Annotated in this window: 13 protein-coding genes; 6 read left to right on the top strand and 7 right to left on the bottom strand. The window is 55.2% G+C overall.

The window, feature by feature from the left end:
• Positions 1-11: 11 nt before the first annotated feature.
• The 3 genes from D9N13_RS13740 to D9N13_RS13730 form a co-directional block, all read right to left on the bottom strand.
• The gene (locus tag D9N13_RS13740; RefSeq protein WP_290591109.1) at positions 12-1,583 is read right to left on the bottom strand and encodes a methyl-accepting chemotaxis protein; all 1,572 of its coding nucleotides are present in this window, start codon (positions 1,581-1,583) and stop codon (positions 12-14) included.
• A gap of 199 nt (positions 1,584-1,782) precedes the next feature.
• Positions 1,783-2,307 (bottom strand): GNAT family N-acetyltransferase, encoded by a 525-nt coding sequence (locus D9N13_RS13735; RefSeq protein WP_290591106.1) that lies wholly within the window; start codon positions 2,305-2,307, stop codon positions 1,783-1,785.
• 55 nt (positions 2,308-2,362) lie between these two features.
• Positions 2,363-2,617: a DUF2164 domain-containing protein gene (locus D9N13_RS13730; protein WP_290591103.1), complete on the bottom strand. Its 255-nt coding sequence runs from the start codon at positions 2,615-2,617 to the stop codon at positions 2,363-2,365.
• 406 nt (positions 2,618-3,023) lie between these two features.
• Between D9N13_RS13730 and D9N13_RS13725 the strand changes: the two genes are divergently transcribed.
• Complete coding sequence (locus tag D9N13_RS13725) at positions 3,024-4,160, top strand: aminotransferase class V-fold PLP-dependent enzyme (protein WP_290591100.1); 1,137 nt, start codon at positions 3,024-3,026, stop codon at positions 4,158-4,160.
• 48 nt (positions 4,161-4,208) lie between these two features.
• Here D9N13_RS13725 and D9N13_RS13720 read toward each other — a convergent pair whose 3' ends face one another.
• Together D9N13_RS13720 and D9N13_RS13715 are read right to left on the bottom strand one after the other, a co-directional pair.
• Entirely contained in the window at positions 4,209-5,498 is a 1,290-nt protein-coding gene (locus D9N13_RS13720) for a hypothetical protein (protein WP_290591097.1), read from the bottom strand.
• Between the two features lie 248 nt (positions 5,499-5,746).
• Positions 5,747-7,207: an alpha/beta hydrolase domain-containing protein gene (locus tag D9N13_RS13715; protein ID WP_290591094.1), complete on the bottom strand. Its 1,461-nt coding sequence runs from the start codon at positions 7,205-7,207 to the stop codon at positions 5,747-5,749.
• 350 nt (positions 7,208-7,557) lie between these two features.
• Here D9N13_RS13715 and D9N13_RS13710 point away from each other — a divergent pair, with 350 nt between their 5' ends.
• Entirely contained in the window at positions 7,558-8,796 is a 1,239-nt protein-coding gene (locus D9N13_RS13710; protein ID WP_290591091.1) for an amidohydrolase family protein, read from the top strand.
• An 82-nt stretch (positions 8,797-8,878) separates the two neighbouring features.
• Here the strand turns inward: D9N13_RS13710 and D9N13_RS13705 are convergent, their stop codons facing one another.
• On the bottom strand, positions 8,879-10,492 hold the full coding sequence (locus tag D9N13_RS13705) for an AMP-binding protein (protein ID WP_290591088.1): 1,614 nt from the start codon (positions 10,490-10,492) through the stop codon (positions 8,879-8,881).
• Positions 10,493-10,652: 160 nt separating this feature from the next.
• Here D9N13_RS13705 and D9N13_RS13700 point away from each other — a divergent pair, with 160 nt between their 5' ends.
• Positions 10,653-12,374 (top strand): FAD-binding protein, encoded by a 1,722-nt coding sequence (locus D9N13_RS13700; protein WP_290591085.1) that lies wholly within the window; start codon positions 10,653-10,655, stop codon positions 12,372-12,374.
• A 136-nt stretch (positions 12,375-12,510) separates the two neighbouring features.
• The gene (locus tag D9N13_RS13695; RefSeq protein WP_290591082.1) at positions 12,511-13,029 is read left to right on the top strand and encodes a hypothetical protein; all 519 of its coding nucleotides are present in this window, start codon (positions 12,511-12,513) and stop codon (positions 13,027-13,029) included.
• 6 nt (positions 13,030-13,035) lie between these two features.
• Here D9N13_RS13695 and D9N13_RS13690 read toward each other — a convergent pair whose 3' ends face one another.
• Positions 13,036-13,797, bottom strand: a complete 762-nt coding sequence (locus tag D9N13_RS13690; RefSeq protein ID WP_290591079.1) for a YopT-type cysteine protease domain-containing protein — start codon at positions 13,795-13,797, stop codon at positions 13,036-13,038.
• Positions 13,798-14,090: 293 nt separating this feature from the next.
• Between D9N13_RS13690 and D9N13_RS13685 the strand changes: the two genes are divergently transcribed.
• Entirely contained in the window at positions 14,091-15,266 is a 1,176-nt protein-coding gene (locus tag D9N13_RS13685) for an acyl-CoA dehydrogenase family protein (protein WP_290591076.1), read from the top strand.
• A 19-nt stretch (positions 15,267-15,285) separates the two neighbouring features.
• The gene (locus tag D9N13_RS13680; RefSeq protein ID WP_290591073.1) at positions 15,286-16,422 is read left to right on the top strand and encodes an acyl-CoA dehydrogenase family protein; all 1,137 of its coding nucleotides are present in this window, start codon (positions 15,286-15,288) and stop codon (positions 16,420-16,422) included.
• Positions 16,423-16,439: the final 17 nt, after the last annotated feature.

Here is a 16,439-nt window from a genome sequence, read left to right as displayed (position 1 = left end):
TTGTGCCTGAATCAGAGTTTGAGGTGCTCGATCACCTTCGCCATCCGGCTGGAGAGTTCCGCCAGAATCTGCGCTGCTCCGGCATTGCGCTTGACGCTTTCCGATACGGACTCCATCTCCTCACTGAGTTTGGTGACGCTGCCGCTGACGTCTTCCACCGTTTTGGTCTGTTGAATGATGCTCTGCGCAATTTGCCCGTTGGCATCGTTTATGGCCTGCACGTTACTGGCGATTTCATGGATCACCTTGTCGGCGCTGTCCGCCTGCTCAACACAACGTTGCGCTGCATCGGAACGGGCATTCATTACTTCCACCGCCGTGCTGGAGCTGGATTCCAGCTTATGCAGCATGACTTTGATTTCCTCGGTGGAATCCTGCACCCGCCGGGCCAGGTTACGCACCTCATCGGCCACCACCGCAAAGCCCCGGCCCTGCTCGCCGGCGCGGGCAGCCTCAATCGCGGCGTTCAGCGCCAGTAGATTAGTCTGCTCTGCAATGGAATTGATCACGTCCAACGCGCTACTGATGGCCCCGGTTTCCTCCGCCAGTTGCTGTACCACTTCGGCACTTTCGCGAATGTCGGCCGCCAACCGGGTGATGGATTCCACCACGTATTCAATCTGCTGATTACCTTCTGCCGCCACCGTCACCGAGGCCAGGGAACGCTGGTTGTTGTCCGTGGCGTTATCCTGCACGTGCTGGTTGTTGGCCGCCATATGGGTAATGGCATCCACCAGGCGGGTGGCTTCGCCCTGTTGCACCTCAATACTACGGGCATTGCCATCCACCTCCTGCACCAGATTCTTCGACATCACGTCCATGGTCATGGCAGCCGAACGGATCTCGGTCACAATTCGCGCCAGATCTTTCACCATGCCATTGAAGGCTTCGGTCATCTGACCCACTTCATCACGGGAGCGGGATTCCACGCTCACCCGCAGATCGCCCCGCTGCTGCACTTCATTCATGGTATCCCGCAGCAGCTGCATGGGTTTGGACACAAACTGGATCAGCATCTGGGAGCAAAACAGCACCACCAACATGGCAAGAAAAACCAACACCGCATAGTAGGGCGCCTTATCCAAAGCCAGCTCCAGCAATGATGGCTGCTTCAGAGCCAGGCCCAGGGTGCGGCCACCCCGGGTGCGATAACTGAGGTAGCGCAGGTCATCGGCCACGAACACATCGTGCCAGACCCGGCTGAGCCAATTACGGCCCGCCAGGGCATCATCGAACCCACTGGCCGGTTTTGCCGCCGCCCCGGCCTGCTTGCCCACCAGGGCCCAGCGTTGCTGCAGATCCCCGGTGGTCATGGAGGAATCAGGGGAGCCGAGCCAGGATGCGCGGCCACCTTCCACCTCAAACAGACCCGGCACCGCAAACGGCATACGGGGAGAGGTGGCGGTATCGGCCCCGGCCACCAGCGACAAGGTCTGCTCCGCCTGTCGTACGGCCTGTTGCAACATCCCCTGCCGGTAATCCACCAGGGCAGACAGCACCAAAATCAACAGCGCGGCAAAGCTCACGCCATTTAGCAGCCAGAATTTGAATTTAAGCGGTAAATCAATAAGATAGCGAATCAAAATACAAAACCATCAGATGAAATAGTGACTCTATGTGATTGATTATAGTAGACATTAGCGCCCCTGCAGGGATGGTTCATTAACCGGCATTAGTGTGTTGTTGCAGGTTTGAAAGTGCCCGGGCCAACCTCCCTCTCCATACGCAGTGTAGAGGCCGGAACCCTGCTTGATGGGTATGTTATAGGGTGGGATTCAGCACCTAATTGAAATCAATCTTATATAAAACATGACAGCATAACGGGCTATCAATGGGAACATCGGGATGGTCAAATTCATAACCAGCAGAATACATACCGATCTTCTTCATGACAGCTTGTGAGCGCGTGTTAACTTTAGCGGTAAACGATACGACTTGATTGATATTTAACGTATTTGCAGCATAGCTTAACGAAGCGGTTGCCGCCTCCGTCGCATAACCATTGCCCCAGTATGATTTTGCCAAGCGCCACGCGACCTCAACACTGGGCGAAAAAGGTAACGCCATATTGGTTTTTTGCAGGCCTACCACACCAATAAACTCACCGGACGATCTAAGCTCAACAGCCCAAGGCCCCCACCCTTCAATTCTGATCTTATTACGAATTGCTCGTGCAAGCTCATCACTCTCTGACCGAGAAAGTACGCTTGGAAAAAATTCCATAACCTCTGGATCAGCATTCAACTCAGCAAATGGCTCTAAATCGTTATCTGTCCAATCTCTTAATATAAGCCTGTCTGTTTTCATTAGCTTTGATTCAAAATCTGTAAGCGCAAAAAAAGCACAACAACCACCTTTTTTATTAGCGCCTGAATTCAGTAATCTTCTCTAACTCCAAAATTGATTCGTTTATATCTTCAACTCGTTTTTGAAGTATTGCCTGGGCATCATAGAGCCCCCTATTGTAAAAATACGAACCAATTTCTTCCGATACAAAATCCAGGAGAAACAGCGCATCAAACTGACCGATCTCGGAGTTAAGCTCGTCTCTGAAATATGCTTGAATTTTCTGGGCTAATATTTCCTTTTCATCTTTGGAAAATTCTATTGTCGACAAAATTACCTCCATCCAGGGGTCACTGCTATATTCGAAAGATTGTTCTGGGGCTTATCAGGGCCGTACGTAAGACACAAGCAAACTTTTTAATGACCAGTACAACCAACCAATGCAATCCACATCTCTACCTGCAACCAAAAAACTTTTGCTGTTCCGAATTGATGCACCGCCAGTGAAATATTGGTACAGCAACTTAATGAACCAAACCTTCGTGATTTCCAAGGACCAAATCACGCTACCCCCGGCATATCCAAATTATGGTCTTGCTTTGTGCGGCCCCTGTCCACTGTATATACGTACACATCCATAGCAATTGTGCCCAACAACATATTTATAAGCCGGGGCATTTATGCGAAGCTTCGCCCCTGACATTTTCAGCCCATTCTGACCAGCCAAGGAGACAACCGTGCCCGGATTGTTACCCCATATCGACCCCGATGGACTTTTGGAATACTCCGTTGTATTCACCGACCGTTCGTTGAACCACATGTCCCAACAGTTCCAGCAGGTGATGCGGGATATCTCAGAAAACCTGAAAGAGGTCTACCAGGCCGAGGCTGTGGTGGTGGTGCCCGGCGGTGGCACCTATGGTATGGAGGCGGTGGCTCGCCAGTTCGCCCACGACAAACGTTGCCTGGTGATCCGCAATGGCTGGTTCAGTTTTCGCTGGAGTCAGATCTTTGAAGCCGGCAGCATTCCCGCCAGCTGTACAGTGCTGAAAGCCAAGCCGCAAAGCGATGCCCCCCATTCACCCTTTGCCCCGGCGGCCATCGATGAGGTGGTGAACACCATCCTGACGGAGAAACCCGATCTGGTATTTGCACCCCATGTGGAAACGGCTTCGGGTATCATGTTGCCCGATGCCTATATCAAGGCGGTGGGGGAAGCCGTTCACCAGGTAGGGGGGTTGTTCGTACTGGATTGCATCGCCTCAGGCACAGTGTGGGTGGACATGGAGGCCAACCAGGTGGACATCCTGATTTCCGCACCGCAAAAAGGCTGGAGTGCGTCGCCCTGCAGCGCTCTGGTAATGCTGGGTAAAGAGGCCCGCGATCGCATTGAACAGACAAACAGCAGCAGCTTTGCCTGCGATCTGAAAAAATGGCTGCAGATCATGGAGGCTTACGAAAACGGTGGCCACGCCTATCATGCCACCATGCCCACCGACGCCTTGAAAAAATTCCGTGACACTATGCTGGAAACCAAGGCCCTGGGCCTGGACAACCTGCGGCAGCAACAGCTGGAACTGGGTAAACGGGTGCGGGAACTGTTTGCGCAACAGGGTTACCAGAGCGTGGCCGCGGATGGTTTCGGCGCCCCCGGTGTGGCTGTGTTCTACACCGATGACGCAACACTGCAAACTGGAAAGCCGTTTCTGCAACAGGGATTGCAGGTGGCCGCCGGGGTGCCATTGCAATGTGATGAACCGGCGGATTACCGATCTTTCCGAATCGGCCTGTTCGGTCTGGATAAACTGCAGAACATCGAGCGCACGGTGGCCAATCTGCAAACCGCGTTACAACAGGTACAACAAGACACGTAAGCCTAGATGCCGGCTCTGCCCCAGGGCCGGGCCGATGTTACAGGCCGGCTACAGCTCCGGTTCGGCCGCAGGTTCTGCCTGCGCCTCTGCGCGCTGATTGGCCGCCTGTATGGCCTGCAGCTGTTCGGTTAACGCCTTCACCTTGGCTTCCAGCGACTGCTCCAACTCGGCCACCCGTTGATTGATTTCCTCTGTTGCTGCCTGATTAGCTGTGCCTTTATCTGTATTTTTATCTACCTCTTTAACTGCCCCTTTTTCTGCCTCTGCCACTAACTCTGACTCAGCCTTTTGTGCTGTAGGCCGACCTGCAGGCTGCCCATCCTTATTGTGTTGCGCAGCGGCCGTTAACAGATCCACCTGTGTCATCAACTCCTGATCGCGCACATCATCGGCACCGATGGCACCGGCCATGGTATGCAACTTGGTGGTCAGTAATATCAACCAGCGCTCCATGGATTGACGATCCATATTCACCAGTTTCTGCATATCCGCAGCCACGGCACTGGCAATGGCAAGCGAGAACTCAGCCTCCCGTTTTGCAGCCAGAATAGCGGCTTCATCACGGCTATTCTGTGCCACCACCCTGTTGGCTTTATTCAGGGCGCCCAGCGCGTTACTGTAGCTCAACGCCGCATAGCGCCCCACCAAGGCATGCTCGTGCCACTCTACCTGACGGCTCAACTCGTACAGATAAAAACGCTGGGCGGCGGCTATCTCCAACGCCCGTTGCCTCTGCAACAATCGCGGCAGACCCTGCACCGCCTTGTCTGACCTTCCATCCGCCACATATTCTACGAGGCTGATCTGAGCGCGCTCCAATTCCTGATACTCATACCGGAAATGCACCGGTGCCTGAAACTTCTTCAACCAGGTGAAGTTTTCATTTGCTTCGGCAAAAATGGAATCCGCCTGCCGCTTGTTGGCTTCCGCCCTGGACAAGGCTTCATTGGCCTGGGCCAGCAACGACAAAGCCTGGCCACCCATCGAATCGCCGAAGAACAATGAAATGGATTTATTGACGTTGTCCGGATCCGCCTGGAAACGCTCCGCATAACGACGCGCCTCTGCCAACGCACTGCGGGCCTGGGCCATTTGATCCGGAGCATAGGTTTCTACGTGATCAGCCTGGGCCTTGGCCAGGCGCGCCTCGGTCACCTGCAAGGCCGACAGCACCTGATCGATTCGCTGCTGATCACTGCTTTGCTGCTCAACCTGGTCCACCATCCTGGCGCTGTGTGATGAGCAGCCTGTAAGCAGAAGCCCCTGCACCATCGCCAGCAGTAATAGCCACGATGATACGGATAATGAAAAAGCGGGAACTTTAACTGAAACATTCATGGGATAGTCCTTCCTTAACGCCACCCTGAAATCCGGGATATACAAAGAAAGCCTATGAAAGATTTCCCATTCACGTCAGATTAATGGGGAGTTAAAAAGCACCGCCATATGGTTCACCAAAATAATCAAATCAATCATGGCGTTATCCGGCAAACTCAATGTGAGTTCACCAGCTGCGCCGCTTATTGGCTGATTATCCTTCAGGTTTTCATGAGCCGCCCCGATTGCTGGCGACTTACTAAGCCGACTTACCAAGGCACTTGCGCAGCCTGGGCTTCGGCTACTGCCGCGGCAAAATCTGCGGGCAACAAAAAGCCCTGTTCCAGCGCAACGCCCGCTGCCGCCGTGAAGCGGGCAACGTATTCCTCATGGGAGGAATACAATGCGGCCAGTTTTTTCTGATCGAAGGGTACCGAGTTGCCCAGGAACGGGCAGGCAAAGGAGTTTACCAAAAAATTTCCTCCACTGCCGATCACACCGTAATTGGCATAGTTGTGGGTTGCCGTTGGCACCTCCAGGTGCGGCAAACGGATTCCGCCCAGAGCATTGCCGTGTTCATCCCGCACCACCTTCCAGTTACGGTATTCAATGCGGTCAGATTGTGGCGGAGGCTCACCGCCGGTAATCCATTGGCTCATGGCAGACAGCGCGGCGTTCACAACATAATGCTGCGGAATCTGATTGAGGGAGTTGCGGCATACCAACTGAATGGTGGATAGCGCCGGAAAGTCCCGCTGGTACTGGGGCAGAAGATTGCCCACCCCATAGGCATCGTAATGGGATGCACCGGGCAACTCCCAGCTACGCAAATACTCGGTGTCTGCCTGCCGCGCCAGTCGGAACAGGAACATAAAAATATCCTGCTCGGTTTCAAACTGCAGAATCTTAAGGCGATTATCCGGGCGAATGTATACCCGCGAAGGGGACACCAGGCTGATACCGGCTTTTAAAGGTGCCGCCAGGGCAAAACGGGAATACAGCAAGATGGCATCGTACATCTGCACTGCCTGGGCCTGAAAGGCGTTGACGTAAGTGGTCAGCCGGATGGCTGACTGGGATTCTCCCGCCCCGATTATTCCCTTTACCGGCAATCCATCCAGCAACAACGCCGATTGATTGCGCACGGCGTTGGCCGCTTGCGAGAAAAGATCATAAGACACCCCATCATTGGGTAGGCTCAATTCACCGTAACGTTCCCTGTCCCAGGATTTCAACATGGTGACACCGAAGAACTGAGCACTGACTCCGATCCAGGCATACCCCTCCCGCAACAACTCATCATGGGATTGCGCCCAGATTACATCCACGTCCATAAACGCCGTATTGTTGAGCCATTCCACCACGACAATGCCGTTGAACTGTTGCGGATCGGCTGGACGACGTACCAGCAGGCGCGTTGCATAGGGTACATCCGCCTGGGCAATGGTGGTATTCCAAAGCCCATCACTGCGCCAGCGGCCATCGGCATCGTAAAGATTGGCGGTGCCGGACATCTGAAATTCACGCTCAACATAACCATATTGGGATAAATCAAGAATGGATGAGATGAACGGTCGTTGCTTGAGGCCGGCATTATCCGGTATTGGGGTCAACAGCGGCTGTGCCACCAGGGCATCTGCGTGGCTGCTCGGCGACAGTAATACAGTGAGGCTGGCCAACCACAGGATAAGCAGCCTTAGCATCACGCGGGAATCAATTTGCGTTGGCATCATACATTCCTTGTCTCATTTTTATTATGTTGGTTTGTATTTTTTGATAGTGGGTTGTGTGCAGCCAGGGGGCAGCCGGTAACAACATCAGAATTCAATATACCGAACAAGCAAAAACCACCACTACCCACACAACTGCCCGCACCACTACCCACACAGTCTTATCCCACTGCATGCAACAGCGCAACCCCGCACAGCAAATTGCATATATTGAACAATCGTTTACGACAAAGCGCCGTGCTGCTTTCGTTTCTTGACCTAAGTCAACGCGTTTTCATGACCGAACCGATAATGTTGCAACACCATAACTAAACAACAATGTTGCTTATATAAATCGGGAGATTCACATTATGCCTACGACGGCCCCACCACAGTATTTCGATTGTGATAACCATTTTTATGAATCGGCTGAATCCTTTCTGCGCTACTTGCCGGAACAGTACAAACAAGCCCTGCAGTTCGTTGACGTTGAAGGCCGAACAAAAATGATGGTCAACGGCAAACTATCGGATTACATCCCCAACCCAACCTTTGAGGTGGTGGCAGCACCGGGCAGCACGGTGGAGTATTTCAAGGGCAACAACCCGGATGGGAAATCCTACCGTGATTTTATGGTGGTAGAGCGCTGCATTCCTGAGTACCGTATCAAGACCGCAGAACGCTACCAACTGCTGCAACAACATGGCCTCCGTGGCACCCTGATATTCCCGACTCTGGCTTCGGTGGTGGAAGGACACATGTACGAGGATCCCGATCTGTGTCATGCCATGATTCACTCCCTGAACCGGTGGATGCTGGATGAATGGGGTTTTGGTGAGGATGGCAAGTTCTTCGCCACGCCGGTGATTACCCTGATGGATGCCGACAAAGCCCTGGAAGAAGCCAAATGGATTGCTGCGCAGGGCTCAAAAGTTGTGTTGATGCGGCCCTCATACGTGCCCGGCGCAAATGGAAATCGCGGTATGGGTTCGGCGGAATTCGATCCCGTCTATTCCCTGCTTGAAGCGCACGATATTGTCATCACCTTTCATAACTCCGATAACGGCGTGTACGACCTGTATGAGCGCCATCAACGCAGTGAGGTGGCTCTGCAAGGGGAATATCAACCCTTTAAAAAGAGTGATCCGCTGGAGATGGTGATGGACCTGAACCAGGTCACCGTTGGCCATAACCTGGCCGGCCTCATTTGCCACGGCGTATTCGATCGCCACCCCAAATTGAAAGTTTGCTATGTGGAAACCGGCGTCGCCTGGCTTTATCCGCTGTGGGATAGGCTGGAGCACGTCTACAAAATGGCGCCCCAGCTTTTCACCGAACACCCGCACGACACCATCCGCAAACACGTCTGGTTCCACCCCCACTTTGAAGAAAACGTCGACAGGCTGGTGGCCATGGTAGGGGTGGACCACATCATTTTTGGCAGCGACTGGCCGCATCCGGAAGGGCTGGCGAGGCCCGCTGACTGGGTGGAATGCCTGGCCAATTTCAGCGACGAAGACAAGGCCAAGATCATGGGCGGCAATATGATGAAGTTGCTGAACCTTGATGACAGCCAGAATGACAGGGCCGCCGGCACACAGGTGGCTTGAGGCAATGCATCAGGTGCCGACTGATCAAGGGGCCAGAGTCTGCGCCCCTTGTTTTTTTCCGCCATTTTGTTCTGCGCCAAACTCAGCGTTGCACGGTGTAATTGGATTCTTTCAATACCCAGGTGGACGCTGTAATGCCCTGCTCGCGCAACTTGAACTTCTGCACTTTGTTGGTGGGCGTATAGGGTAAGGTCTCCACAAATTCCATGTACTGCGGCACAAAATAATAGGGGGCATTCTGGTTGATGTACTCCGCCATTTGCTCGTAGGTAATATCCGCATCGGGCTTTAACACCAGATTCAATTTCAACAGGGATTCCCCCTTCACCTCATCTGATGGTATTCCGAATGCCGCCACATCCTTCACCAGTGGATGTTTGCGCAACACCATCTCCACTTCCATGGTGGAAATGTTACGGCCGGCAAAACGCAGCGCGTCCTTTTTACGATCCACAAACCAGTAGGCACCGCTGGGGTCTTTCTTACCTACATCCCCGGTGTGATACCAGCCATCCCTGAACGCCTCCTGCGTGGCTTTGGGATCATCAAAGTAACCGTTAAATATCAGGTTGGGTTCAAGGCACTTGATACAGATTTCACCCACCTCACCATCGGCCACCGGATTACCGTCGTCATCCAACAGTGCCAGCTCGGTGTCGTCCAGCGGCATCCCCAGGGAACTGAACGGCACTTTGCCCAGGCAATTCACCGGTGTACAGATCAGCATGGCTTCACTCTGCCCCAACCCCATGGGCAACAGCTCTACCCCGAAGCGTTCGGAGAATGGCGCCACCATGGCTTCCGGCATGGGCACCATCTGGGCAATGCGTAACGGGTTGTCACGATCATCCGGCTGTGGCGGTGCATTAAACAAAAAGTGGTGCATGGCACCCAGGGTAAAGGTTTGGGTGGCACCGAAATGCCGTATGCGATCCCAGAACGTGGTCACCGAAAAGCGCTTTTCCAGTACCACCGGAATGCCTTCGTACAAGGCTCTGAATACCGCCGTGATCCAGGCACCGGAATTGTAGAGCGGCAACACATTGTAGATCACATCCCCTTCACGACTGCCAAAGTAAAGGGAAGCGGCCTGGGCGATAGGGCGAATCCAGCAATTATGGCTCTGCAACACACCTTTTGATTTGCCGGTGGTGCCGGAGGTCCAGAGCACCGCACAAGTATCCCCGTAGTCCATGCCGGTGTAGTCCGGCGTGATGGGCGCATGATCACCAAGGGCGGCAAAACTGATGGCACCCGGCAATCTGATCTGGTCATCTGCCCCCAACACCACCAGTTTTTCGCCACTCAGGGCTTCAGAGACGGCCTCCACACGATCCAGCAATGCCACTTCGGTAACCAGTACCTTGGCCCGACTGCGTTGCAGGGTATCGCTCAACCAGGCACCTTTGTAATCGGTGTTGATGGGCACCCACACCGCCCCCAGCTTGTTGGTGGCCAGGGCCAGCAACACGGTTTCAATACCGCTGTCCAGATAAAAGCAGACCCGATCACCGGCCTGCACACCCAGCGCCTGCAAACCGGCGGCAATGCAATTACATTCCGCTTCGGCCTGGGCAAAGGTCAGGCGGCGTTCATCGGTGATCAAAAACTCGGTGTCCCCCCCCTGCTGGGCTTGCATGGCCAGCATTTTGGGCAGAATACGATTGCGGGTATCGGTCAGATCGAGCTTGTTCACGGGGCCTCTCTACAGTCGGCTGGACTCGTTATTGGTTGTTGTATTGGCCGCATTCTGTGGGCGACCACCATTTATGCAATTATTTTTGCAATATACTAGCATAATGATAGACTGGCGCAACCGCTCTGGCGTATCCACAACAATAACGAAGGCAAGCTCCATGGCAAGTGAAACCACCGCAACGCAATTGGATCAGCTCCCCGGTACCGGGGTGGAACCGCCTCTGATCGCCGAGGCCGACAGCCTGAACTGGAATGACAGCTTTGATGTAATCGTGGTGGGATTGGGGGCCGCCGGGGTCAGCTCGGCCATTGAGGCGGCCGATCGCGGCGCCAGGGTTGCCTTCATCGACCGTTTTGAAGGGGGTGGCACCACCGCCCGCAGCGGCAGCGTCATGTACGCCGGCGGCGGCACCGCCCTGCAGCGGCGGCTGGGGGTAGAGGACACGCCGGACAACATGTTCAACTGCCTGCGCCACGAGGTACAGGATGCGGTCAGTGAAGCCACATTGCGCCGGTTTTGTACCGACAGCCCGGCCAACTTTGACTTTGTCACCGCCAACGGCACCCGCTACAGCGGCACACTGTTCCCCAACAAAACCAGTTACCCCGTGCACGGACACAGCCTCTATTATTCCGGCAATGAACTGATCTATACCCAGGATGCAAAACCCGCCCCCAGGGGCCACCTGGCTGATGGGATCAAGCGTTTTACCGCCTTCGGCCCGGCCTTTATCGGCCCGCTGATCAAGAGCGCATTGAAAAAAGGCGTCACCCCGATTCGCAGAACCCGGGTCACCCGGCTGATCAAAAACAACAACGGCGAGATCATCGGCGTGGAGGCCATGCAGGTGCCCGGCGGCTGGACCGGCCTCAAACACAAGGTGCTGTCCACCCTCGCCTCCTACGCGCAGATTTATTTTGCCCCGGCTGCCCGGGGCTATCGCAAGAAATTGTTTGCACTGGAACAGCGCTGCGCCCACCCGGTCCGTTATCGCGCCGGGGGCGGTGTGGTGCTCGCGGCCGGGGGCTTCATCCTCAACAAAGAAATGACCGCCCGATACCTGCCTGACTTTCAACGGGCGCTGAAGCTGGGCACCACCGGTGACACCGGTGCCGGCATTGCCCTGGGGGTCAGTGTGGGCGGTGTCGCACAACGCCTGGGAACGGCCACCGCCTGGCGTTTCATTAATCCGCCCCAGGACTGGCCCAAGGCGGCCATCGTCAACCTGCAGGGCAAACGTTATGTCAACGAAGCCATGTACGGTGCGGTAATCGGCACCCGCATGATGGCGGAAAACAACGGCGAGTGCATTCTGATAATGGACAAACCATTGTTTGAATCCAGCCTGGCCAACCTGAATCTGAAAAGCTCCCGCCTGGTTACCTGGATGCAGGCCAAAACTGCTGTACGCACCGCCAAGTCGGCAGCGACGCTGGATGAATTGGCAGCACGCCTGAAGATTGATGGACAGCAACTGAAGCTCACCATCGAGCATTACAATGCTGCCGCCCGTGGTGAACGCCAGGACGAGTTCGGCAAGGCCCCCGGTGACATGCAAACCATCACCCAAGGGCCGTTCTACGCCATCAATATGTCCGTCGGAAAAGGCGACATCACCTCAGTGATTTCCCTCGGCGGGCTCAAGGTATGCGAGCAGACCGGATCGGTGCTGGATGCCGACAACCAACCCATTCCCGGTTTATTTGCTGCCGGCCGTAGTGCCATCGGCGTGGCATCCAATGCCTATGTCAGCGGATTGTCCATTGCCGATGGTGTTTTTTCCGGGCGCCGTGCCGGCCAGTACGCCTGGCAACGGGCACAGGGCACACAGCAGCCCCAGCCGGACGCCACTGCCCGGGGCACCGCGCAACCGGCATAAGAACTGTGGTACCGACAATGGTACCGGCTGCCGGGTTGCCCGGTTAGCCTCCGGCTGCGGTAATAGTTCCGATTTTCTCCACCTGCAGTTTATGCCAGTATGGGTTTCCACCCCCCCATCTGAAAGGAGCCACAGCATGTGCCCACAGGGAGAAAACGATTTTCAATCGGTGAGACCCAGGGACTGGAAGCCCATCAACCATTCTCACCTGCAAACCATCATCGGCAACTGGCGCCAATGCCGGGACACCGATCGATCCGGGGAATCGATTCTTGAATACGATTTGCATCAGTTCAACGAATACACCCACGGCAACGGCAAGTACGTTTGCATCGCTGCCCGGGGCAGTGGGGAGGCCAGAAATGCCACCCGTTACCTTTATCAGTTTGAACGCAACAACGCCGACAACAGTTACGATCTGTACTGGGCAGCCCGCTGTGCCGATCACAACTATAATAATCCGCGCAGCATTGACTTTCCGTCGAATCAGTACCGTATTGCTGCGCCTGTTCCGGTGGTGGCCCCTGCTCCTGTACCCGCACCGGCCCCGGCACCAGCCCCGGTAGTAGCGCCGGTAGTAGCGCCGGCACCGGCGCAAACGCCGCCCGCCAATGCCACCCCCACCTGGGCCAGTATCGTCAGGGGCGGCAAGTAATCCCACTTACATCCAGTGATTACGTCCGCGTACTGAGTTGATACTTTTGCCGTAGCTCAGTACCTGGCAATCCACATCGTATTTGGTGGCATAGCCGCTGGTGACCCAGAAATCGATAAACCAGTTTCTGAAGCCGTCTACGGTTTCAAACCAGAACTCGCCGTAGTTGGGATCCATAAAGCAGACATCCTGACCAACCCAGGCCGCCATGGCATGACCGCCGCCTTCGCGGTGAATGGAAATGGAACGGTAACCCCAGCGCCCTTTTAAAATACGGTTAACCATCTGCACCGCACGGCCGTAAGGTGTCGCCCCCGTGTCCACATCCTCAAAAATCATGGCATTGCTGTGGCCCTGCAAAATAATGCCCACGGTTTTCAGTATATTGTTTTCCCACAGGGTTTGATTGCCATTGGCTTTGGACTGCTTATGGGCGTCGATCAGCATGGCGGCAGAACTGACTTTGACAAAACCATCCTGAATCAACCAGCCCCAGAAATCTTCATCGTTGGCATGATTGGCTATCCAGAAGGTAGACATGGCCTTACACACACCGTGCATACCCTGGGGCTTATAATATTTTCCCACCCCCAATTGCGCCATCTGGGTCTTTCCCTTGGCTTCATTCGGGGTGCCCCCCTGGACAAAAATCTTGGTGCAGGCGCCCTGGTTTTCCAGCGCTTTGGCCTGGATCTTTGCCATTTTGGCGGTACGGTTAAGGTCAGCATCGATTAAATGTGCATTCGGTAGAACAGTGGTGCGTGGCATTGTGTTTCCTCATTGAAATCCGGTTTTGTGTTTTACTGCTGCTCAACCGGATAGTTTCAACAAAGGTGCCAGGTTCCCCGGCCAAAACTGTGACATATGGCGGGTTTGCCGGGGGGCACATTACCCGCCGGCGCGGCTGACGTGTCACTTCCGCCGCAGGCACATGTCACAGCCGGTATATCACCCTGGCGCACCGTTTCCAGACAAATATGCATTATATTTGCAATATAGTTGCATAATAAGTACTATCCTATTCAATCAACATCCAAATTCACTTAAAAGAATGACGCATTATGGATACCCGATTCAGTCAAGATCAACAGACCCTGCGCCAGGAGCTGCGTGAATACTTCACCAATCTGATGAGCCCGGACAAGGTAGCAGCCTGTATGGGCAAAGAAGGGGGGCCGGTATTCCGCGGCCTGGTGGAGCAACTGGGCGCCGACGGCATGCTGACACTGGGCTGGCCCGAGCAGTACGGGGGTAAAAACTTCACGGCCATTGAGCAGTTGATTCTGTTTGAAGAGGCCTGGAAAACCCACGCGCCTTTTCCGCTGATCACCCTGAACTCGGTGGCCCCCTCGCTGATGGCCTTTGGTACCGAAGAGCAAAAGCAGACCTTTCTGCCGCAGATTTCCGCCGGTAAATGCATCTTTGCCATCGGCTACACCGAGCCCGGTTCGGGCACCGACCTGGCCTCACTGAAAACCAAGGCTGAATTTGATGGTGAACACTGGATCATCAACGGCACCAAGGTCTGGACCAGTGCCGGCCATGATTGCGAATACATCTGGCTGGCGGCCCGCACCAGTAACGAAGGCAAACGCCCGTCCGATGGCATCACCCTGTTTATCGTCGATGCCAATGATCCCGGTTACAGCCATGCGCCTATCCATACCCTGGCCGGCGTGGATACCAATATGACCTATTACGAAAACGTTAAGGTGCCCGCCAACCGGGTGGTGGGGGAAGTCAATGGGGGTTGGAAGGTCATCACCTCGCAGTTAAATCACGAGCGTATTGTACTGGCCGCCATGTCTGTCATTTCCCGCAAACAATACGGTTATGTGCTGCAGGCGCTGTCGCAGACGGATGCCGACGGCAAACGGCGCCTGGATGACCCGCTGGTGGCCAGCAAAATGGGGGCGCTCTACGCCCGCCTGCACGCCATGGAGGTATTGAACCTGCGCAATGCCAACATGGTGGACGAACACAAAATCGATGTGGGGCTGGCCTCCGGTGGCAAGGTCTTCAATACCCTGGAACAGATCCGCATTCTACGGGAATTGCAGGAGCTGGCCGGTGAAGACATTGCCGTACAGTATCAAAGCCCGGATGCGTTGTTTAATGGCCATCTGGAGTACGATTACCGTGCGGCCCAGATCATGACGGTGGGCGGTGGCGTAATGGAAGTGATGCGTTCCATGACGGCCTCCTTCGCCTTACGCATGCCCAATACCATTGTCTGACCAGCGCCGGGAGTCGATCATGAATTTTGAGTACAGTGAAGATCAGCAATCCATCCAGGATGTGGCAGTAAGGATGTTCCGCGACTGGTGTGCTGACGAAACCATACGGAACCTTTATAAATCACCTCAACCCATGCACCAGGAACTCTGGCAACAGGTCGCGCAAAGCGGCTTGCTGGGCACGACCCTGCCGCTGGAATACGGCGGCTCAGCCATGGGGATCACTGAGCTGTGCCTGATACTGGAGCAGCAGGGCAGGAACGTTGCCCCCATCCCCATTCTGGAATCGGTGGTGGCGGCGGCCATGCCCATTGCCCGCTTTGCCAACGACGATTTGAAACAGCGCTGGCTGCCGGGAGTAATCAGTGGCGACACAATCCTGTCAACGGCCCACCCCTACCAGGGTTTGCAGAATCGGGCTCCGCTCAGCGCCCGTGCCTGTGGAGACGGCTGGGAACTGAGCGGCCACAGCAACCTGGTGGGTTACGCGAGCCTGGCCCAGGGCTTTGTGGTGAGCGCGCAACTGGATGACGGTGGCCATTGGGTGGGCTTTGTGGCGGCCGACAGCGCGGGTTTGAGCATCACGGCGCAACGGGCTACCAACGGCGAAGCCTGCGGCCACCTGTATTTCGATGGGGTTAGCGTGACGCCCGGCAACCTGATCGCCACCCACAGCGAGGCCGAAACCCTGTTGCAGTGGCAACGTCAGCACACCTTTGCCGCCATGGCGGCGCTGCAGCTGGGGGTTTTACAGGAAGGCCTGCAGCGGGCGGCGCAATACACCACCGAGCGCACTCAGTTCGGGCGCCCCCTGGCCGCCTTCCAGGCGGTTTCCCAGCAGGCAGCCGACGCCTATATGGCCATTGAAGCGCTGCGCGGCGTGTACTGGCGTTTGCTGGACATTCTGGATAATGGTGCCGACGAGCTGGAAACCAATCTTGCCGCTCACAGCGTCAAATTCTGGATCTGCGAATCCGGCCATATCGCGGCGCACATCATCCTGCACGTTCACGGCGGTATTGGTCAGGATCTGGATTATCCAGTGCATCGTTTCTTCAGCTGGGCCAAGAAAAACGAAGCCTACCTGGGTGGCGCCGATCAGCATGCCGCGCAACTGGGCCACCTGATCCAAAGTAACCCGCAGGCTTTGATCTGAATACAAAAGAAGGGCGC

It is taken from the genome of Ketobacter sp. GenoA1 (assembly GCF_003671475.1).
GTDB lineage: Bacteria > Pseudomonadota > Gammaproteobacteria > Pseudomonadales > Ketobacteraceae > Ketobacter.
The sequence above is the reverse complement of the archived record's forward strand: the minus strand, read 5'-3'. Positions and strand labels throughout refer to the sequence as shown.

What these genes read in the sequence shown, in the direction of transcription:
- D9N13_RS13735 (WP_290591106.1), bottom strand. Translation starts at nt 2,307, where the DNA reads ATGAAAACAGACAGGCTTATATTAAGAGATTGGACAGATAACGATTTA.
- D9N13_RS13720 (WP_290591097.1), bottom strand. Translation starts at nt 5,498, where the DNA reads ATGAATGTTTCAGTTAAAGTTCCCGCTTTTTCATTATCCGTATCATCG.
- D9N13_RS13715 (WP_290591094.1), bottom strand. Translation starts at nt 7,207, where the DNA reads ATGCCAACGCAAATTGATTCCCGCGTGATGCTAAGGCTGCTTATCCTG.
- D9N13_RS13710 (WP_290591091.1), top strand. Translation starts at nt 7,558, where the DNA reads ATGCCTACGACGGCCCCACCACAGTATTTCGATTGTGATAACCATTTT.
- D9N13_RS13700 (WP_290591085.1), top strand. Translation starts at nt 10,653, where the DNA reads ATGGCAAGTGAAACCACCGCAACGCAATTGGATCAGCTCCCCGGTACC.
- D9N13_RS13695 (WP_290591082.1), top strand. Translation starts at nt 12,511, where the DNA reads ATGTGCCCACAGGGAGAAAACGATTTTCAATCGGTGAGACCCAGGGAC.
- D9N13_RS13690 (WP_290591079.1), bottom strand. Translation starts at nt 13,797, where the DNA reads ATGCCACGCACCACTGTTCTACCGAATGCACATTTAATCGATGCTGAC.
- D9N13_RS13685 (WP_290591076.1), top strand. Translation starts at nt 14,091, where the DNA reads ATGGATACCCGATTCAGTCAAGATCAACAGACCCTGCGCCAGGAGCTG.
- D9N13_RS13680 (WP_290591073.1), top strand. Translation starts at nt 15,286, where the DNA reads ATGAATTTTGAGTACAGTGAAGATCAGCAATCCATCCAGGATGTGGCA.